The sequence below is a fragment of the Thioalkalivibrio sp. ALE25 genome, assembly GCF_000377285.1.
Classification (GTDB): Bacteria; Pseudomonadota; Gammaproteobacteria; order Ectothiorhodospirales; family Ectothiorhodospiraceae; genus Thioalkalivibrio.
Map to the genome: position 1 here is coordinate 1 of NZ_KB897925.1, position 18972 is coordinate 18972.

The following is an 18972-nucleotide window of genomic DNA, read 5'->3' on the forward strand; positions in this document are numbered from 1 at the left end:
GGGCCGGGGTCGCGGCAGTCGGGCGTGTTTCTTGGGTACTTCTTTGCACGAGCAAAGAAGTACCTCGCGGCGCGCTGGCGAGTCAGCGCCTGGCAGGCGGCGGACCGGAGCCACCGTAAACACCGGCGACGAACCAGGACCAGCCAACCAGCAAGTGGGAACCCCGTGCGTTTGGGGGTAAACGCTCGGCGCGGTCAGGCGCGCGCCGGGGCGCGGGCGTCATCGCGCCAGAGCCAGAGGATAGCGACGGTCAGTACCGCGATCACCGGCAGCATCGCGAGATTCATCCCGTCCCATCCCAGCGGTCGCAGCAGTGCCCCGGCCAGCAGCGACCCGGCCGTGACCAGCGTGAAGATGGTCAGGTCGTTCACGCCCTGGACCTTGCCCTTCTCGGTGGCCGTATGCGTGGTCGTCAGCAGCGTACTGCCGCCGATAAACAGGAAATTCCAGCCGACCCCCAGCAGGAACAGCGCCAGCCAGAAATGCGCCAGCGTCTCCCCGTGCGCGGCGATCGCCACGCTGAACAGCACCAGCGCATTGCCGAGCGCCAGGATGCGCGTGATCCCGAGGCGGGTGATCAGATGGCCGGTCACGAACGAGGGGGCGAACATCCCCAATACATGCCACTGCATGACCAGGGCGATCTGGCCCATGTCGAAGCCGGCGTGGCGCATGGCCAGCGGCGTCGCCGTCATCAGCAGCACCATGACCGCATAGCCCAGCGCGGCGGCGGTCAGCGCGACGAGGAAGCGCCCTTGCGGCAGGATCTCGCGCATTGGCCGGGCCGGCCCGCGTTCCTCCGGCGGTGGCGCCGGCACGCGCAGCCAGGCCAGCAGCGTCATCGCCAGCAGGGCCAGGGCGCCGAGGACCAGATAGGGGCCGGCCTCCGGCGTGCCCGGCAACAGGGCCTGGGCGTGGTGGGCGTTCCACGGGCCGAGGAAGGCGGCCACGACGCCGCCGGCCATCACCAGCGAGATGGCGCGCGGGCGGAAGGCGGGGCTGGCGACATCGGCGGCGGCAAAGCGGTAGTACATGGCGAAGGCCTGGTAGGCCCCCAGCAGAAGGTTGCCCAGTACGAACAGCCAGAAGCCCTCGGCGAAGACGCCGGCGGCGGCCAGCGCGGCACCGCCGCCCCCGCCCACGCTGGTGCCCAGCAGGAAGCCGGTGCGCCGCCCGAAGCGCTTCATGAACAGCGAGGCCGGCAGGGTGCTGACCAGCGTGCCGACCATCATCGCGGCGACTGGCAGGGTGGCCAGGGCCGGATCGGCCGCCAGGCGTTCCCCGACCACGCCACTCAGGGTCATCACCGTGACCGCGGCGATCAGGAACAGGGCCTGCCCGAGGGCAAGGATCAGGACATTCGCGCGCTCGCGCGGGGTGGTCTGGCCGGGCATAGGAGTCCCTTCAAGGATCGTCCGGGCCGTCATGGCCCGGGGGCGATGCTGGTGTCAGTCGCGTGGATGAAAGTCGAGGACCGCCGAGTTGATGCAGTAGCGCAGCCCGGTCGGCGCCGGGCCGTCGGGAAAGACATGCCCCAGGTGCGAGTCGCAGCGCGCGCAGCGGACCTCGGTGCGTTCCATGCCCAGCGAGCGGTCGCGGTGTTCGTCGACGGCACCTTCGCTCACCGGCGCGGTGTAGCTGGGCCAGCCGGAGCCGGAGTCGAACTTGGCGTGCGAGTCGAACAAGGGAACACCGCAGGCGACGCAGTGGTAGGTGCCGTCGGCCTTGTGGTTGTTGTAGGCGCCGGTGAAGGGGCGCTCGGTACCGCCTTCGCGGGCGATGCGGTATTGTTCCGGCGTGAGGCGTTCGCGCAGTTCGGCGTCCGTCGGACGATCGGATTGACTCATGCAACCTCCGGGTCGATAGGATTGTCTGCCAACAGACGAGGGTCTGTGGTGATGGGACCCCGAGGAACACCCCGGGTTCTCGGCCCGGACCGAAGACAAGACCGCTGGAGGTGGTCGTGGGCTGTCCCGATTGCGAACGTATTGACCTGCTGCCGGCGGCCTCCGGCACCCTCTATCTGGCGCCGGTTCTGGCGCATACTCGCGCGGCCCTGCGTCAGCGCATGGTAGACGAACGGCTGCCCTGTGCCGAGCCGACCTCGGGGATTCTGGCCCTGCCGGTGAAGGGTGCCGGCGGGCTGGGCGAGATGCTGGTGCGCCTGGAGCGGGCCCTGAGCAGCTCGGAGCAGGCCGGTTGTCGCGCGACCTTCGTGCCCGAGGGCGAGGACTTCGGGCTCGGGCATCTGCAGGATACCCACCTGCTGTCCACGCTGATCGCCCGGCACAATGCCCGCGATCTCTCCGCGATCCTGGCCAACGATGCCCTGGACTTCCACTTCCAGCCCATCGTGCACGCGGCCGATCCAGCCGAGGTCTTCGCCTACGAGGCGCTGGTGCGGGCCTCCACGCCGGGTGGCGACCCCATCCCGCCACCGGAGCTGTTCAAGACGGCGCGCAATGCCGAGTTGCTGTTCCATCTGGATCGCTCGGCGCGCATCAATGCGATTCGCCGGGCCAGCGAGCGCGGGATCGGCAGCCGGTTGTTCATCAACTTCAACCCGACCGCGATCTATGACCCGGCCTTTTGCCTGGAGACCACAGTGCGCGAGATCAATTCGCGCCCGGCCGGCCGTGCCGGGCCCAGTGGTTTCGTGTTCGAGGTGATCGAGAGCGATCAGGTCAACGACATCGAACACCTGTCACGGATCGTGGAGCGCTACCGCCGGGCCGGGTTCCAGGTGGCACTGGACGACCTGGGGGCCGGCTACGCCTCGCTGAACATGCTGTCGCAGTTGCGCCCGGATTTCGTGAAGATCGACCGCGAACTGGTCAGCGGTATCGATGGCGACATCTACCAGCAGAAGATCCTCGACAAGATCGTGGAACTGGCCCGCGACCTGGATATTCAGGTGGTGGCCGAGGGGATCGAGACCGCCGACGAATGGCGCTGGCTGAAGGACCGGGTCGACTATTGTCAGGGTTACCTGTTCGCCCGGCCGGCCGCCGAGCCGCCGATGCCGCGCCACCCCGAGTCTGCCTGAGCGCCGCGTGGAGGGGGCCGTGACACGTGCACATCGGGCCCGCTTTCCATAGACTCGGCGTCATGAATCAGCTCCCGCCCGACGCCCGTAACCCGACGCTGGAATCCGCCGTTCAACTGTTGCGTGATGCCGAGGTGCGATATCGCGGTCGCACGGTCGGCACCGTGGCGAGCCTGGACGAGCGGGCCCCGGCGGAGAACTATGCCGACTGCTTTATCCGCGACTTCGTGCCCTCCGGGCTCGTCTACCTGCTGCGGGACGAGCCCGAGGTGGTCCGCGACTTCCTCGCGCTGATCCTGCAGATCCGCGATACCCAGGAGGAGATCGAGGGTCACCGCCGGCTGCCGCGAGTGATGCCGGCGAGCTTCCGGGTGTTCACCGACGAAAATGGCCGCGAGGCCCTGGCTGCGGACTTTGGCGACCGGGCGATCGGACGCGTCGCCCCGGTGGATTCCATGATGTGGTGGGTACTGTTGCTGCGCGCCTACCAGAACCGCACCGGCGACCACGAATTCATCAAGAGCGCGGATGTGCAGCGCGGCATCCGCCTGATCCTCAGCATCTGTCTGCAGGACCGTTTCGAAGTCTTCCCGACTCTGCTGGTGCCGGACGGCAGCTTCATGATCGACCGGCGCATGGGGGTGTTCGGCCACCCGCTGGAGATCCAGGCACTGTTCTACGGGATGCTGAAGGCTTCGCTGGCGATGCTGGAGCCCTGCGACCGGGATTCCGAACTCCTGTGCGAGCAGTCCGCGATCCGTACCCGGCAGCTGTCGGACTACATCCGCCACTACTACTGGCTGGATCTAGAGCGGTTGAACGATATCCACCGCTATCGCACCGAACACTTCGGCCACGAGTCCGAGAACGCGCTGAATATCTACCCCGAGAGCATCCCCGACTGGCTGGTGGACTGGATCCCGTCGGAGAGCGGCTACCTGGTCGGTAACCTCGGGCCGGGAAGGATGGATTTCCGGTTCTTCAGCTTCGGAAACTTGCTGGCGGTGCTGTTCGGGCTGGCCGACGAGCACCAGTCGCGCTCGATTATGCAGACCTTCGAGCAGCGCTTCGAGGACCTGATCGGGACCATGCCGGTGAAGATCTGCTATCCGGCGATGGTTGGCGAGGAATGGCGTCTGCTGACCGGGTCCGACCCCAAGAATACTCCGTGGTCCTACCACAACGGCGGCAACTGGCCGGCGTTGCTGTGGGCGTTCACCGGGGCCGCCATGCGGGTCGGGCGGCCCGACCTGGCGCGCAGTGTGCACGCGGTCGCGGCCGAGCGCCTGCATCGCGACCACTGGCCGGAGTACTACGACGGGCGCCACGGCCGCCTGGTCGGGCGACGCGCCAACTATCGCCAGACCTGGTCGGCCACCGCCGTGCTGGTCTCCCAGGGCCTGATCGACAACCCCGAGACCCTGAGCCTGTTCGACAGCCCGGAACCCGAGGTGCCATGAAAAAGACCCAGAGCAAGTCTCGTGATGGCGAAGGCCTTTACCTCGTCCTGATCAGTGTCCACGGTCTGATCCGCGGGCAGGACCTGGAACTGGGGCGCGATGCCGACACCGGCGGGCAGACGCTCTACGTGGTCGAACTGGCGCGGGCCCTGGCGCGCCACCCGCAGGTGGGCCGGGTGGACCTGCTCACCCGCCGCGTGGTCGACAGCAAGGTAGCCGACGACTACGCCGAGCCCGAGGAGGATCTCGGCGACGGGGCTCGGATCGTGCGGCTGGACTGCGGCCCGCGGCGCTACCTGCGCAAGGAAAAGCTGTGGCCCTACCTCGACTGTTTCGCGGACAACGCCCTGGGGCATATCCGCGGCGTGGGCCTGCGCCCGGACGTGATCCACGGCCACTATGCCGATGCCGGACATGTCGCGGTGCAGCTGTCGAACCTGCTGGGCGCCCCCATGCTCCAGACCGGCCATTCGCTGGGGCGGGTCAAGCGCGAACGCCTGCGCGAGAGCGGGATGTCGGATGCCGACATCGAGGCCCGCTACAACATCTCCACCCGGATCCACGCCGAGGAAGAGGCCCTGGCGCATGCGCATCGGGTGATCGCCAGCACCCGCCAGGAGATCGGCGAACAGTACGCCGCCTACGACAACTACCAGCCGGAACGCATGGAAGTGATCCCGCCGGGTACCGACCTGGCGCGGTTTCATCCGCCGAAGCGCGGGGAGCGCAAGCCGGCTATCTGGCCGGAGATCCGCCGCTTCCTGCGCTACCCCGACCGGCCGCTGATCATGGCGCTGTCGCGCGCCGACGAGCGCAAGAACATCCGCGCCCTGGTCGAGGCATACGCCGGGAATGACTGGCTGCGCGAGAACGCCAACCTGCTGATCGTCGCCGGCAACCGTGACGACATTGCCGACCTGGACAAGGGCGCGCGGGATGTCCTGACCGACCTGCTCCTGCGTATCGACCGCCATGACCTTTACGGCCAGGTGGCGTATCCCAAGCACCATGACTCCGAGGACGTGCCCGACCTTTACCGCCTGGTGGCCTCCAGCAAGGGGGTGTTCGTGAACCCGGCGCTGACTGAGCCCTTCGGCCTGACCCTGATCGAGGCGGCTGCCAGCGGCGCCCCGATCGTGGCCACCAACGACGGCGGGCCGGAGGAGATTATCTCGCGCTGCCACAACGGCCAGCTGATCGACCCGCTGGACCCGGAGGGGATCGCCGACGCCATCCAGGGCATCCTGGCCGACCGGCCACGCTGGCAGCGCTATTCGCGCGCCGGCCTCAAGGGCGTGCGCCAGCACTATTCCTGGGACGGCCACGCCGAGAAATACGTGAAACTGGTGAAGTCGCTGACCCGCGAGGTGCGCCAGGCGCGCCATCACGAGCGCCGGGTCTCCAGTCACCTGGCGCAGATGGATCGCGCCGTGATCACCGATATCGACAACACCCTGCTGGGCGACGACAAGGCCACCCGCGCCTTTGTCGCCTGGCTCAAGCGCAACCGCAAGCGGGTCGCCTTCGGCGTGGCCACCGGGCGGCGCATCGATTCCGCCGCGGCGATCCTCGAGGAGCACGGCGTGCCGACGCCGGATGTCTGGATTACCTCGGTGGGGAGCGAGATCCATTACGGCACCAAGCAGACCGAGGATCGCGGCTGGGCGCGTCACATCAGCCATCGCTGGGAGCCGGACCGGCTGCGCGACTGCCTGCGCCAGGAGAAGAATCTGGTCCTGCAGCCGGATGTGGACCAGCGGGCGTTCAAGGTCAGCTTCTTTGCCGAACCCCCCGGGAGTCTGGACGCGGAGACCGTGGCGACGCGGCTCTACCGCGAGGACCTGCACGCGCGGGTGATCTACTCCCACGACCGGTTCCTCGACCTGCTGCCGGTGCGGGCGTCGAAGGGACTGGCGGTGCGCTACCTGTCCGACAAGTGGGGCATTCCGCTGGAGCACGTGCTGGTCGCCGGCGATTCGGGAAACGACGAGGATATGCTGCGCGGCCGGCTGCTCGGCGTGGTGGTGGGCAATCACCAGCCCGAACTCGAGAGCCTGCGCGGCTTCCAGCGCATCTACTTCGCCGGGGCCACCCACGCCCGCGGCATCCTCGAGGGGATCGAACACTTCGATCTGCTCAACCGCTGCGAAATCCCCACCGCCACCGAGCCCGACGAATAGACCAACTTTTTCACCACGAAGCACACGAAGGCAGGGGCTGCAGGTCAAAGGCCTTTCACAGGAAGACTGGAAGGTTGGAAGATAGAAACTGGTGAAAGCCATTTGGGTCGTCCTGGTGCTGCCCGTGGCCGCGTACTTGTCGTGGCTGTCGATCTGGGATCGAGGCACCCTCCTCAGCGCCCGCTTCCAGTCTTCCCTTCTTCCTGTCGGCTTTTTCTTGCGAGCCTTTGGCGCCGGATCCGGTCAGGGGACGGGGAGGAGCAGGGCGATGCCGGTGAGGACGGTAACGACTTCGAAGGCGCGCTTGACCAGGCGGTTGCCGTAGCGTTGCGCCGCCCAGGCGCCGAGGTAGCCGCCGACGAAGCTCCCCACCAGCAGCGCCGGCAGCCAGTCCCACTGCACGGTGCCCAGCGTCCCGAGCATCAACGCCCCGGCGCCGTTCCAGACGAGGCCCACCAGGACCATGGTGTAGGCCACCGCCTGGGTGTAGCTCATGCCGTACCAGCGCACCAGCCACAGGGTGACCATCAGTCCGGTGCCCGAGGCGAGGGACCCGTTCAGCACGCCGATCAGGAACAGCCCGGCGGCCCCGATCAGGGCGTGGCCCCAGGAAAAGCCGATGGTGCGCACCGTCTGCCCCAGTTGCGGGCGGCGCCAGGAGTACCAGCCGAGGCCGATGGTCAGCAGGCCCAGGGCGATCTCGCCGGCCCTTGGCGGGATGCCGAGCACCAGCCAGGCACCGATTAACACCCCAGGCAGACCGGCCAGCAGGATAATGCCTAGGCGCGCGGGCTCGAATGTGCTTTTCTTGAGGTGGCGCAGGCCGGCGCCGGCGCCCAGCGCCACCGAGGCGATCTTGTGGGTGGCCAGCGCCACGGGGTAGGGAAGCCCCAGAAAAATCAGGGCGGGCAGCTGCAGCAGGCCCGCCCCGCCACCCGCCAGGGCGGAGAAGCCGTTGGCGACGATGGCGATCAATGCGAGTCCGAGGTGTTCGAGAATGGTCATTTGGGGTGCGTGCAACCGGAAGCGGGAAGGCCTGTGGCAATCGTGGGTGGCCGCGGTGCTGCTGCTGGGGCTGGCGGTTCCGGTACAGGCCGACATCTACCGCTGGGTGGATGATGACGGGACCGTACACTACTCCAGCACCCCGCAGCCGGAGACCAGCCAGCGCGAGCGCCGGATTTACGACTCCGAGGGCCGCATGCGCGAGATCCTGCCGGCGCCGATGAGCGCCGAGGAACGGGCGCAGGCCGCCGCCGAGCGCGAACAGGCGGAGCGCGACCTGGAGGCGACCCAGCGCGCGCGCCAGGACCGTGCCGCGCGCGAGCAGCAGCTGCGCCGTGCCTATGCCTCGCTGGACGAGATCGAGGAGCTGCGCGAACGCCGCGAGCGCTCGATTGCCGGGAATATCCAGCGCAGCGAGGCGCAGGAAAAGACGCTGTTGCGCGAACGCGAGCGTATCCGGCGGCAGCTGGACGGCGCGAACGAGGGTTCTCCGCTGGCCGATCGGTACCGCGCGGAACTGGAGGAGCTGGACGCCCGTATCGCCCGGGAGCGCCAGTACCGCCGCGGCCAGCGCGACCGGCTGTCCGCGATCCACGAACGCCTGGACCTGGATCGCCGCGACTTCCAGCAGCTGGTCATGAACGGCCGCGAATAGCGGTCGCGGGCATTAATCGTTCTCCTAGCGGCTGATCAGCGTTCCCACACCCTGGTCGGTCAGCAGCTCCAGCAGGACCGCGTGTTCCACGCGGCCGTCGACGATATGCGTGGCGTTGACCCCGCTGCGCACGGCATCCAGCGCGCAGCGGATCTTCGGGATCATCCCGCCGTGGATGGTCCCGTCGCGGATCATCTCGTCCACCTGCGGGGCCGACAGCTTGGGCAGGAGTTCCCCGTTGCCGTCCAGCACGCCCGGGGTGTTGGTCAGCAGGAAGAGCTTTTCCGCATCCAGCACCACCGCGAGTTTTTCCGCCGCGGTGTCGGCATTGATGTTGTAGGCCTTGCCCTCGCGGTCGAAGCCAATCGGCGCGATGACCGGGATGAAGTCGCTCTCGTCCAGGGTATGCACGATCGCCGGGTCCACGCCTTCGACCTCGCCCACATGGCCAAGGTCCACGGTCGGCTGGCCCTCAGCCGCGCCATAGTCGCGTAGCGGGGTGGCGCGGATCATCTGGCCGTCCTTGCCGGTCAGCCCCACCGCGCGGCCCCCGAAGCGGTTGATCAGCGAGACGATCTCCTGATTCACGATCCCGCCGAGGACCATCTGGACCACGTCCATGGTCTCGCGGTCGGTCACCCGCAGGCCGTTGACGAACTCCGTCTCCTTGCCCAGACGCTTGAGCAGCTCGCCGATCTGCGGGCCCCCGCCGTGGACGACCACCGGGTTCACGCCGACCTGCTTGAGCAGCACGACGTCGCGCGCGAACGAGGCCTTCAGGTGGTCCTCGGTCATGGCGTTGCCGCCGTACTTGATCACGATCGTCTTGCCCGCGAAGCGCTGGATATAGGGCAGCGCCTCGATCAGGACATGGGCTACGGAGTGGGCCGTCTGGGTATCCATGCTGGGTCCGGTTGTCGATCTTTACAGCGCGGCAGTTTAGCACTGTGCCCAAGAACGGCGGAGGGCGCGCCTTTAAAGATTCTTTCTATCAGTATGATTTGACCGGCCGCTAGTGCGAGGGTATAAAGATGCAAATCATATATATCACCTGAGGCGACACATGCTATCCACCGAGCAAAAAGCGATCATTCAGCAGACCGTACCCATTCTGGAGGCCGGAGGTGAGGCTCTGACCGGGCACTTCTACCGGATCATGCTGCGCGACCACCCGGAGGTTCGGCCCTTGTTCAATCAGGCCCATCAGGCCAGTGGCGAACAGTCCCGTGCGCTGGCGAATGCCGTCTTGAACTATGCCCGCCACATCGATCAGCTGGAGTCGCTGGGCCCGCTGGTGGGGCAGATCGTCAACAAGCATGTATCGCTGCAGGTGCAGCCGGAGCACTATCCAATCGTTGGCGGCTGCCTGCTGCAGGCGATGCGCGAGGTGCTGGGCGAAGCGGTGGCGACCGATGCCGTGCTGGACGCCTGGGGGGCGGCGTACCAGCAGCTGGCGGATATCCTGATCGCTGCAGAGGAACAGGCCTACGCCGCGAACGAGCGGCAGCCCGGGGGCTGGCGTGGCGCGCGCCCGTTCCGTGTCCAGCGCAAGGTTCCGGAGAGCGAGGAGATCACCTCGTTCTATCTGCAGCCGGTCGACGGGCAACCGGTTCCGCCGCACCAGCCGGGACAGTATCTCGGCCTGCGTCTGATGATCGAGGGCGAGGAGCTGCGGCGGAACTACTCGCTGTCGGCCGCCGCGAATGGCGAGACCCTGCGCATCAGCGTCAAGCGCGAGCCGGGCGGCGTCGCCTCGACCTTCCTGCATGACCGGGTGGATGCGGGCGACATCCTTGACGTGTTCCCGCCTGCCGGAGACTTCGTGCTGCGGCCCGCGGACCGGCCGGTGGCCTTCGTGACCGCGGGCGTGGGTATCACCCCGGCGGTCGCGATGACCGAGGCGGCGCTGGCACAGGGCCGCGAAGTCCACTTCGTGCACTGCGCGCGCCACGGCGGCGTGCACGCGTTTCGTGACTGGCTGAATGCTCAGGCCGAGCGCACCGCGAAGCTGACGCAGCGCTACTGCTATAGCGAGCCGCGCCCCAGCGATGCACCGCACGCGGAGGGCTTTCTAAGCCGCGAGCAGCTCGCCGAGTGGCTGCCGGACAGCCGCGAGGTAGACGTGTATTTCCTTGGGCCCAGACCCTTCATGCAGCAGGTGCGCGCCCATCTGCGCAGGATGGGTATTCCCGACGCGCAGCTGAACTACGAGTTCTTCGGCCCCGCCTCGGCCCTGGAGTAGCGCCTCCGTCAGCCCCGGCCCGAGGAGCCGAAGCCGCCCGCGCCGCGGGCGGTCGCCTCGAAGTCCTCGACGACGCGGAATTTCGGTTGGGCGACCGGGACGATGACCAGCTGCGCCAGGCGTTCGCCGACCTCCAGGGTGTAGGCGTTCGCGCCCCGGTTCCAGCAGGAGACCATCAGCGGCCCCTGGTAGTCGGCGTCGATCAGGCCGACCAGGTTGCCCAGCACCAGGCCGTGCTTGTGGCCCAGCCCGGAGCGCGGGAGGATCATCCCGGCATAGCCCGGGTCCTCGATATGGATCGCGAGCCCGGTCGGGATCAGTTCGGCGGCGCCCGGCTCCAGCGTCAGCGGGGCCTCGATCATCGCACGCAGGTCGACGCCGGCCGAGCCGTCGGTGGCCGGGGCGGGCAGCGGGAAGTCCGCGCCCATGCGCGGGTCCAGGATCTTCAGGTCAATCTCGGGGACGGGCATGCGGGGTTCCTTGTCCGTTTCGCATTCGATCAGCGTTGTTCCAGGCGCTCGACGATCAGGTCGATCAGCGCCCGGGCCAGCTGGGTCTTCGGCTGGCTGGGGAGCTGGCGCTCGCCGCCCTCCCAGAGACACAGCAATTCGTTGTCGGGGGTGCCGAAGGCGCGGCCCTCGCCGACCCGATTGGCGGCGATCAGGTCGAGTCCCTTGGCGCGGCGCTTGGCCTCGGCATGTTCGCGCAGGTGCTCGGTCTCGGCTGCGAAGCCGACCAGGAACGGGCGCCGGGGGAGGGAGGCCGCCTGTGTTGCCGCCTCGGCCAGGATGTCCCGGGTGCGCTCCAGCGCCAGGTGCATCACCGGGTCGGATTTCTTGATCTTCTGTGCCTGCGGCTCGGCCGGGCGGTAGTCGGCCACGGCCGCGGCCGCGATCAGGATGTCGGCCTCGGGCAGGCGTTCCATCACCACGGCGTGCATGGCGGCGGCCGTCTCCGTGGCGATGCCCGCGACGCCCGTGGGTACGGCCTCGGCTGTCGGGCCATGCACCAGAGTCACGTGTGCGCCCGCGTCGCGCGCCGCCGCGGCCAGGGCAAAGCCCATGCGCCCGGAGCTGCGGTTGCCGATAAAGCGCACGGGATCGATCGGCTCGAAGGTGGGACCGGCGGTGATCAGTACGTGGCGCCCGGCCAGCGGGGCGTGTGCCGGTTGCAGCAGCTCCCGCGCGATCGCGGCGGGCTCGCGCATGCGGCCCTCGCCCTGCTCGCCACAGGCCTGGTCGCCGCTGTCCGGCCCGATCAGGGCCACGCCACGCTCGATCAGGGTCGAGACGTTCGCCTGCGTGGCCGGGTGCGTCCACATGCGATGGTTCATCGCCGGCGCCAGCGCGACCGGCGCGGTGGTGGCCAGTAGCAGCGTACTCAGCAGATCGTCCGCCAGGCCCTGGGCGTAGCGGGCAATCAGGCTGGCGCTGGCCGGGGCGACCACGATGCGGTCGGCCCAGCGCGCCAGGGCGATGTGATCCATGCCGGATTCCGCCTCGGCGTCCAGCAGCTCGGTGCGCACCGGCGCGCCGGACAGGGCCTGGAAGGTCAGCGGGGTCACGAAGGCGCGGGCGCCGGGCGTCATCACCACGCGCACCTCGCAGCCGGCGCGTTTCAGCTCGCGCACCAGCTCGCAGGCCTTGTAGGCGGCGATGCCGCCACTGACACCGACGAGGATCCTTGGCTTGGAATCGTGTTCCGTCATGCGGCGGATTCTACCCCCTAAGGGGACGCTTGCGTCTCTTTAGCTCTTTTCCTGGCGCGCGGAGACGCCGGCGGTCAGGGCATAGCGCATCGCGTCCTCCAGCGACAGCTCCAGCGGTTCGATGCGTTCGCGCGGGAGCATCAGGGTGTACCCCCCGATCTGGTAACTCATGGGCATGTAGACCGCGACTGTGTCGGGCCCGCCGAGACTGTCCGGAAGACCCGCGAAATCCTCGCGGGTGACGAAGCCGACCAGCTTGAAGTCGGTGCCGGGCAGCTGTACCAGCACGGCCTGGCCGAATTGCTCGTGGATGTCGCCGGAGACCAGGCGCGTGACGTCGCGCACGGTCCCGTGGATGGTCTTGACCACCGGGATGCGCTGCATCAGCCCTTCCAGCCAGTCGAACAGCCAGCGGACCACGTAGGCCTGGAGCAGTACCCCGACGCCGAAGAGCAGGCCGATGCCGGCCAGGATCCCCATGCCCGGGAAGTACAGAAGATCGGGCAGGATGGCCTGCAACAGTCCTCCCAGCACCTCCTCGGCGGTGCTCCCCAGCCACCACAGCAAGGCCAGCGTGATGGCGGCCGGGAGGATGGCGGCCAGGCCGGTCAGGAAGGTTCGAGAGATTCGGCGCACAGCGGGCTCCGTGCAGGGGTATGCTCGGATGCTAACGCATTCGTGCTCGTGGCACGTCGACGACGGGAGCGGGGCGGGGGCGGCACTTTGGCACGTCCGCGCAGTCTATCGAGCGAGGCCGCCGGCACGTTGCCGGGTATGGGGAGTGACGAGATGCAGCGATGGAAGGGAATGAGCCTTTGGCCCCTGGTCCTGGCGATGATGGTGATGCCGCAGGTGGGGCTCGCCGGGTCCTCGGGCGCGGCTGCACCCGGGGACTACGCGATGACCCCGGAGGAGGTGGCGCCCGGGGTCTATGCGGTGATGACGCCGGCGCGGGATTTCCCCAGTCGCGAGAACCTGGGCTGGAACGCGAACATGGCGTTCGTGGTGACCGGTGACGGGGTGCTGGTGTTCGACACCGGCTCCTCCGAGACGATGGGCGTGGCCCTGCGCGAAGCGATCGCCGGGGTCACCGACGAGCCGGTGCGCTGGATCGTGAACAGCCACAGCCATGGCGACCACTGGCTGGGCAATGCGGCCTTTGCCGCGGAGGCGGAGATCATGGCCGGCTCGGCGGCGATTGCGCGCATGGAGGCCGAAGGCGAGGGCTGGGTCGAGAACTTCCGCGAGATGACCGAAGGGGCGACCGGTGACTCCGCGCTGCGCCTGCCGGATACGTCCGTGGACGAGCGCGTCACCCGTGACCTGGGCGGGCAGGAGGTCGTGATCATCCCGTCCGGGGGCGCCCATTCGCCGGGTGATCTGAGCGTCTGGCTGCCACGGCAGCGCGTCCTGCTGGCCGGGGACGTGGTCTACAGCGATCGCGCGCCCTCGGTGTGGGATGGCGATGTCGCGCAGTGGATCGATCTTCTGGACGAGCTGATCGCCCTGGAACCCGCCGTGGTCGTGCCCGGACATGGCCGTCTCGAGGATGCCGCGACTCTGGAGCGGCTGCAGCGCTATCTGGTCACGCTGTGGGATGCCATTGAGGAAGGCGTGGAACAGGGACTGGCCGACTTCGAGACCGTGCCCCTGGTGCGCGAGCGGATGGGCGATCTGGTCGAGGCCTATCCGGGGTTCGAGGACAAGATCGACCGTTCGGTGGCGACCACCTACCCGGATGTCGAGGCGGCAGTGTTCTGAAACTGCCCGCGGGCGGCTTCAGAACTGCCAGGTGGCATGCAGCGACCCGAATTCGGCCGCGCCCTTGGCCTGGCCGCTGAATTCGCGCGAACGCCACACGTGGGTGTAGCCGATCCGCACGCCGCCCACATGAAAGACCGCGCCGGCGGTGAGTTCGCCAACCAGCGGGTGCTTGTCCACCGAGGGGCCGTCGCGGAACAGCGGGCCGTCGAGGAACAGGTCGTAGGCCATCAGGCGGGTGTCGACCCCGGCGAAGAAATAGCCGCCAAGCCTGCCGGTCGGTTCGAAGGTATGCGACCCGGACAGGGCGGGGTTGATCCGTGTCGGGCCGTAGTCGCGCGGGAGGTTGCGCCCGGCCCGCATGATCGCCCCGGCGTTGGCGAAGGTGAACGGGCTGCCGACGGTTGCGCCCCAGTGCGGGGTCAGATCCCAGCCCCAGCCGCTCGCGGCATGCCGCGTGTAGCCCCGTAGCTGACGCTCGTAGCCCACCATCAGGGTCGGTTCGTTGCCAATCTGGTCGTCCCAGCCCCGGGGGTGCGGCGCGCTGGACCAGCTGTGGACCTCTTTCTGGGTGCGATCCGCCAGGGAGGCCGGCCCCACGGTGCCGAGGGTGACCTGCAGGCGGTCCAGGCGGTCGCCATGCTCCTCGGCCAGGCTGAAGTTCAGGTACAACCAGCCCGCGTAGGGGCGGTCGTCCGGGTCCGCGGGCGAGCGTTCGATGTCCTCCGGCGTATACATATTCTGAGCCAGATGGATGGCGGATTTCAGCCTTCCACGCTCCTCGCGCTCCACAAAATAGGGCAGGAAGTCGGCCACGCTTCGCAGCCACGAGGGGACCTTTTCCCCGCTGCGGGTCCAGCCGATGCGCACGCCGTTGGTGTAGTAGCGGTCCTCGCCGGCAAACAGGTCGTTCTCGAACTCGAAGTGCAGGGCATCCACGCCGGTTTCCGCGCCGGCGGTCGGGCCTGCGGCCGCCACGCCAAGGGCTGCCGCGGCCAGCAACGCCCGCATCCTGCGGTCGGGTGACCGCCCTCGAGGGGCGGTGGCGTTCCGGTATGATTGGCGCATGGACCTCTCCAACCAGATCATCTTCCTGGCCGCGATCGTGTTGCTGGGGAGCATCCTGTCGAGCGTGATCACCTCGCGGCTGGGGGTGCCCCTGCTGCTGGTGTTCCTCGTGATCGGGATGCTGCTGGGCCCGGAAGGCCCGGGCGGTCTGGTCTTCGAGAATATCACCCTTGCGTATCTGGTCGGCTCGGCCGCCCTGGCGATCATCCTGTTCGACGGCGGGATGCGCACACCGGCCCGCAATTTCCGGATCGGGCTGAAGCCGGCGCTGGGGCTGGCCACCGTCGGAGTGCTTGTGACCTCCGGCCTGACCGGGCTGTTCGCCGTGTGGTGGCTGGGCCTGTCCTGGCTGGAGGGCCTGCTGCTGGGGGCGATCGTGGGCTCCACCGATGCCGCCGCCGTGTTCTCCCTGCTGCGCTCGCGCGGGCTGGAGCTGAAAAGCCGCGTCGGGGCCACGTTGGAGATCGAGTCCGGCTCCAACGATCCGATGGCGATCTTCCTGACCATCGTGCTGATCGAACTGCTGCTGATGCCCGATCAGCAGTTCGGCCTGGTGGTACTGGTCGAGTTCATCCAGCAGATGGGCCTGGGTGCGGTGCTGGGCGTCGGGGGCGGCCTGGCCCTGCTGGCCCTGATCAACCGGGTGCCCATGGCCGCCGGGCTTTATCCGCTGTTCGCGATGGCCGGGGCGCTGGCCATCTTCGGGCTTACCGGCCTGGTCGGCGGCTCCGGGTTCCTCGCGGTGTACCTCGCCGGCCTGCTGCTGGGTAACCGCCCGCTGGAGGCCTCGCAGAACATCAAGCGCTTCCACGACGGCATCGCCTCGCTGGCGCAGATCGGCATGTTCCTGATGCTGGGCATGCTGGTGACCCCCTCGGGCCTGCCGCCGGTGGCGCTGGACGCGGGGCTGGTGGCGGCCGTGCTCATCCTGGTCGCACGCCCGCTGGCGGTCTGGGTCTGCCTGTATCCATTCCACTTTCCCTGGCGCGAGCAGGTCTTCATCGCCTGGGTCGGCCTGCGCGGGGCGGTGCCCATCATCCTCGCCCTGTTCCCGTTGCTGGCCGGGCTGGAACTGGCCGGCCACTTCTTCCATGTCGTCTTCTTCGTGGTGCTGATCTCGCTGCTGGTGCAGGGCTGGACCGTCGCGCCCTCGGCGCGCTGGCTGGGCCTGGAGCTGCCACCCACCACGGCGCGGGTGCAGCGTACCGAGCTGGATATTCCCGGCCAGCAGGAGATGGAACTGGTTGGTTATCGCCTGGCAGAGACCACGCCGGTGGTGCGCGAGGCGTGGTCGAACTTCCGCCTACCGGGCACCGCGCGGGTGGTGGCCCACCTGCGTGACGGCAAGCTGCTGGAGACGCTCGAGTTGCTGGACCTGCACGCCGGTGACCACCTCTACATCATGGTCGCGCCGGCGGACCTGCCGGACCTCGACCGCCTGTTCGTGCCTAAGGACGAGGTGCCGGAGCGTCTCACCGAACGCAGCGTGTTCGGCGAGTTCGCGCTCAATGGCGATGCCCAGCTCGGCGCGGTGGGCATGGCCTACGGCGCCCCGGTGCCGCCCGAGCGCCAGGGCGACACCCTCGAGGCCTATCTGCGCCGTGAACTCCAGGCCGAGCCGGTCGTCGGCGACGCCGTCGATCTCGGCCCGATGCGCCTGGTCATCCGCGAAATGGACGGCCCCCGCATTACCCGCGTTGGCCTGAAACTGCTGAAGTAAGCAGGGCCCGGGTGGGCTACTTCTCCAGCATGGCCTTGAGGCCGGCGAGGTGTGCGCGGGCGGTGAGTTGCTGGGTCTCGGGGTCCGGCGGTTTGGCGTCCGGCCAGTCGAGGTGTTCCTCGGGGAGTTCGTCGAGGAAGCGCGAGGGTTCGCAGTCGATGGTCTCGCCGTAACGGCTGCGTTGCTGGGCGTAGGTGATCAGCAGGGTCTGCTGGGCGCGGGTCAGGCCGACGTAGGCGAGCCGCCGCTCCTCCTCGATGGAGTCGTCCTCGACGCTGACCCGGTGCGGCAGCAGTTCTTCCTCGAAGCCGACCAGACAGACATGCGGAAACTCCAGGCCCTTGGCGGTGTGCAGGGTCAGGAGCTGCACGGATTCGTTACCGTCCTGGGAATCGCGGTTGCGGTCGAGGATGTCCATCAGGCTGATGCGGTTCACGATGTCGGCCAGGTCCATGCCCTGATCATCCTCCACCTCGTCGTCACCGTATTCGGCGCTAGTGTTGCCGCCGCCCATGCGCCCGACCCAGTCGATGAATTCGCGCACGTTGTCCATGCGCCGGGTGGCGGCACGCGGGTTGGGGCTGTTCTCCAGTAGCCAGGACTCGTAGTCGATGTCCTCGACCAGGGCGCGCAGCAGCGCGTCCGGGCCCTCCTCCGCGCCGCGGCGCTGGAAGCCGTCGACCCATTCGGTGAAGCGTTCCAGCCGCGCCTGGGCGCGGGCATCCATGTATTCGGACAGGCCGGCGCCGTGTGCGGCCTGCAGCAGCGAGGCCCCGCGCTGGTTGGCGTAGTGGCCGAGCTTCTCCAGCGTGGCCGGCCCGATCTCGCGGCGCGGCACGTTGACCACGCGCAGGAAGGCGGTGTTGTCGTCCGGGTTGGCGAGCAGGCGCAGGTAGGCGACCAGGTCCTTGATCTCGGCCTTCTCGAAGAACGACTGGCCGCCGCTCAGGCGATAGGGGATGCCCTGCTCGCGCAGGAGCTTCTCGAACAGCCTGGACTGATGGTTGCTGCGGTAGAGGATGGCGAAGTCGCCCCAGGTCGCATTCAGGCGGAAGCGCCGGCGCATCAGTTCGGAGACCACGCGCGCGGCCTCGGTATCGGCGTCGGAGCAGCCGATCACCTCGATCTTCTCGCCCTCGCCGAGCGCACTCCACAGGCGCTTCTCGAACACGTGGGGGTTGTTGCCGATCAAGGCGTTCGCGGTATGCAGGATACGGTTGGTGGAGCGGTAGTTCTGCTCCAGCTTGATCACCTCCAGGCGCGGGAAGTCCTGCTGCAGGCGTGCGAGGTTCTCCGGGCGCGCGCCGCGCCAGGCGTAGATCGACTGGTCGTCGTCGCCGACCACCGTCAGGCCGTCGCTGACGCCGATCAGCAGGCGCACCAGCTGGTACTGCGCGGAGTTGGTGTCCTGGTATTCGTCCACCAGCAGGTGGCGGATGCGGTCCTGCCAGCGGTTGCGCAGCTCTGCGTCCGTGCGCAGGCAGTCCACCGGGCGCTTGATCAGGTCGTCGAAGTCCACCGCGTTGTAGGCGCGCAGGGCGTCCTCGTAGCGCGGGTAGAGGTTGGCCGCGGCGATCGCCTCCGGGGCGTCGTTCCTCTGGCTGGCCTCGTGCAGCGCCTCTTCCGGGGTCATCAGGTCGTTCTTCCAGCGGCTGATGTGGCCAATCAGGGCGTCGACCTCGGAGCCGGTATCGTCGCGGTAGGTGATCTCGCGCAGCAGCTGCCGGCAGTCACCGGGGTCGAGGATGGAGAAGCCGGGGCGCAGCCCCGCCGCCTGCAGCTCGCGACGCAGGAAGTTGAGCCCGAAGGTGTGGAAGGTGGAGACGTTCAGGCCCCGGGCCTGTTCGCGTGACAGTCGCCCCTGGACACGTTCGCGCATCTCGCGCGCGGCCTTGTTGGTAAAGGTAATCGCCACGATCTGGCGTGCGGCGAGGCCGCGCCGCTCGATCAGGTGAGCGATCTTCTCGGTGATCACGCGGGTCTTGCCGGAACCCGCCCCGGCCAGGACCAGCAGGGGGCGGTCCGTGGTGGTCACGGCGGCCTGTTGTTGGGGATTCAGTTCAGACACCGGGGCGGTCGATTCCTTCGCAGCGGGGCGCGTAAACTAACCCACGATCCCCGATTCAT

Annotated in this window: 16 protein-coding genes; 7 read left to right on the forward strand and 9 right to left on the reverse strand. The window is 68.2% G+C overall.

All coding sequences use genetic code 11. The features are described 5' to 3' along the window. Window positions 1-194: 194 nt before the first annotated feature. Together C996_RS0100005 and msrB are read right to left on the reverse strand one after the other, a co-directional pair. Complete coding sequence (locus tag C996_RS0100005; RefSeq protein WP_018865442.1) at window positions 195-1394, reverse strand: MFS transporter; 1200 nt, start codon at window positions 1392-1394, stop codon at window positions 195-197. Window positions 1395-1448: 54 nt separating this feature from the next. Next, a complete protein-coding gene (msrB, locus tag C996_RS0100010) occupies window positions 1449-1847 on the reverse strand; it encodes a peptide-methionine (R)-S-oxide reductase MsrB (protein ID WP_018865443.1) in 399 nt (132 codons plus the stop codon). Between the two features lie 116 nt (window positions 1848-1963). On the opposite strand from msrB, the gene C996_RS0100015 reads away from it, so the two are divergent. From C996_RS0100015 to C996_RS0100025, 3 genes are all read left to right on the forward strand, one after another. Continuing rightward, window positions 1964-3046 carry an EAL domain-containing protein gene (locus C996_RS0100015; protein WP_018865444.1) on the forward strand — a complete coding sequence of 361 codons (1083 nt, stop codon included), beginning with the start codon at window positions 1964-1966 and terminating at the stop codon, window positions 3044-3046. 62 nt (window positions 3047-3108) lie between these two features. Then, window positions 3109-4506 carry a glycoside hydrolase 100 family protein gene (locus tag C996_RS0100020; RefSeq protein WP_018865445.1) on the forward strand — a complete coding sequence of 466 codons (1398 nt, stop codon included), beginning with the start codon at window positions 3109-3111 and terminating at the stop codon, window positions 4504-4506. Beyond that, window positions 4503-6686, forward strand: a complete 2184-nt coding sequence (locus tag C996_RS0100025; protein WP_018865446.1) for an HAD-IIB family hydrolase — start codon at window positions 4503-4505, stop codon at window positions 6684-6686. Before C996_RS0100020 ends, C996_RS0100025 begins: the two co-directional genes overlap by 4 nt. A gap of 243 nt (window positions 6687-6929) precedes the next feature. Here C996_RS0100025 and C996_RS0100030 read toward each other — a convergent pair whose 3' ends face one another. Continuing rightward, a complete protein-coding gene (locus tag C996_RS0100030; protein WP_018865447.1) occupies window positions 6930-7691 on the reverse strand; it encodes a sulfite exporter TauE/SafE family protein in 762 nt (253 codons plus the stop codon). On the opposite strand from C996_RS0100030, the gene C996_RS0100035 reads away from it, so the two are divergent. Then, entirely contained in the window at window positions 7684-8346 is a 663-nt protein-coding gene (locus C996_RS0100035; protein WP_196799339.1) for a DUF4124 domain-containing protein, read from the forward strand. The two genes, C996_RS0100030 and C996_RS0100035, sit on opposite strands and share 8 nt — an antisense overlap. Before the next feature lie 24 nt (window positions 8347-8370). Here the strand turns inward: C996_RS0100035 and argB are convergent, their stop codons facing one another. Then, complete coding sequence (argB, locus tag C996_RS0100040) at window positions 8371-9249, reverse strand: acetylglutamate kinase (protein ID WP_018865449.1); 879 nt, start codon at window positions 9247-9249, stop codon at window positions 8371-8373. A gap of 160 nt (window positions 9250-9409) precedes the next feature. On the opposite strand from argB, the gene hmpA reads away from it, so the two are divergent. Then, a complete protein-coding gene (gene hmpA / locus C996_RS0100045) occupies window positions 9410-10588 on the forward strand; it encodes an NO-inducible flavohemoprotein (RefSeq protein ID WP_018865450.1) in 1179 nt (392 codons plus the stop codon). 8 nt (window positions 10589-10596) lie between these two features. Here hmpA and dut read toward each other — a convergent pair whose 3' ends face one another. The 3 genes from dut to C996_RS0100060 are packed head-to-tail and all read right to left on the reverse strand — an operon-like array spanning window position 10597 to window position 12932. Further along, entirely contained in the window at window positions 10597-11058 is a 462-nt protein-coding gene (dut, locus tag C996_RS0100050) for a dUTP diphosphatase (protein WP_018865451.1), read from the reverse strand. Window positions 11059-11087: 29 nt separating this feature from the next. Then, window positions 11088-12296, reverse strand: coding sequence for a bifunctional phosphopantothenoylcysteine decarboxylase/phosphopantothenate--cysteine ligase CoaBC (gene coaBC / locus C996_RS0100055; RefSeq protein WP_018865452.1), 1209 nt, complete (start codon window positions 12294-12296; stop codon window positions 11088-11090). Between the two features lie 39 nt (window positions 12297-12335). Next, complete coding sequence (locus C996_RS0100060; RefSeq protein ID WP_018865453.1) at window positions 12336-12932, reverse strand: DUF502 domain-containing protein; 597 nt, start codon at window positions 12930-12932, stop codon at window positions 12336-12338. A gap of 171 nt (window positions 12933-13103) precedes the next feature. Here C996_RS0100060 and C996_RS0100065 point away from each other — a divergent pair, with 171 nt between their 5' ends. Beyond that, entirely contained in the window at window positions 13104-14057 is a 954-nt protein-coding gene (locus C996_RS0100065; RefSeq protein WP_018865454.1) for an MBL fold metallo-hydrolase, read from the forward strand. A gap of 18 nt (window positions 14058-14075) precedes the next feature. Here C996_RS0100065 and C996_RS0100070 read toward each other — a convergent pair whose 3' ends face one another. Further along, window positions 14076-15125 (reverse strand): lipid A deacylase LpxR family protein, encoded by a 1050-nt coding sequence (locus tag C996_RS0100070; RefSeq protein ID WP_038035498.1) that lies wholly within the window; start codon window positions 15123-15125, stop codon window positions 14076-14078. Between C996_RS0100070 and C996_RS0100075 the strand changes: the two genes are divergently transcribed. After that, a complete protein-coding gene (locus C996_RS0100075; RefSeq protein ID WP_018865456.1) occupies window positions 15124-16845 on the forward strand; it encodes a potassium/proton antiporter in 1722 nt (573 codons plus the stop codon). The two genes, C996_RS0100070 and C996_RS0100075, sit on opposite strands and share 2 nt — an antisense overlap. Window positions 16846-16861: 16 nt before the next feature. On the opposite strand, the gene C996_RS0100080 is transcribed toward C996_RS0100075, so the two are convergent. Beyond that, window positions 16862-18913, reverse strand: coding sequence for a UvrD-helicase domain-containing protein (locus C996_RS0100080; protein ID WP_018865457.1), 2052 nt, complete (start codon window positions 18911-18913; stop codon window positions 16862-16864). Between the last annotated feature and the right edge of the window lie 59 nt (window positions 18914-18972).

What these genes read in the sequence shown, in the direction of transcription:
- C996_RS0100005 (WP_018865442.1), bottom strand. Translation starts at nt 1,394, where the DNA reads ATGCCCGGCCAGACCACCCCGCGCGAGCGCGCGAATGTCCTGATCCTT.
- msrB (WP_018865443.1), bottom strand. Translation starts at nt 1,847, where the DNA reads ATGAGTCAATCCGATCGTCCGACGGACGCCGAACTGCGCGAACGCCTC.
- C996_RS0100020 (WP_018865445.1), top strand. Translation starts at nt 3,109, where the DNA reads ATGAATCAGCTCCCGCCCGACGCCCGTAACCCGACGCTGGAATCCGCC.
- C996_RS0100025 (WP_018865446.1), top strand. Translation starts at nt 4,503, where the DNA reads ATGAAAAAGACCCAGAGCAAGTCTCGTGATGGCGAAGGCCTTTACCTC.
- C996_RS0100035 (WP_196799339.1), top strand. Translation starts at nt 7,684, where the DNA reads ATGGTCATTTGGGGTGCGTGCAACCGGAAGCGGGAAGGCCTGTGGCAA.
- C996_RS0100030 (WP_018865447.1), bottom strand. Translation starts at nt 7,691, where the DNA reads ATGACCATTCTCGAACACCTCGGACTCGCATTGATCGCCATCGTCGCC.
- argB (WP_018865449.1), bottom strand. Translation starts at nt 9,249, where the DNA reads ATGGATACCCAGACGGCCCACTCCGTAGCCCATGTCCTGATCGAGGCG.
- hmpA (WP_018865450.1), top strand. Translation starts at nt 9,410, where the DNA reads ATGCTATCCACCGAGCAAAAAGCGATCATTCAGCAGACCGTACCCATT.
- dut (WP_018865451.1), bottom strand. Translation starts at nt 11,058, where the DNA reads ATGCCCGTCCCCGAGATTGACCTGAAGATCCTGGACCCGCGCATGGGC.
- coaBC (WP_018865452.1), bottom strand. Translation starts at nt 12,296, where the DNA reads ATGACGGAACACGATTCCAAGCCAAGGATCCTCGTCGGTGTCAGTGGC.
- C996_RS0100065 (WP_018865454.1), top strand. Translation starts at nt 13,104, where the DNA reads ATGAGCCTTTGGCCCCTGGTCCTGGCGATGATGGTGATGCCGCAGGTG.
- C996_RS0100075 (WP_018865456.1), top strand. Translation starts at nt 15,124, where the DNA reads ATGGACCTCTCCAACCAGATCATCTTCCTGGCCGCGATCGTGTTGCTG.
- C996_RS0100070 (WP_038035498.1), bottom strand. Translation starts at nt 15,125, where the DNA reads ATGCGCCAATCATACCGGAACGCCACCGCCCCTCGAGGGCGGTCACCC.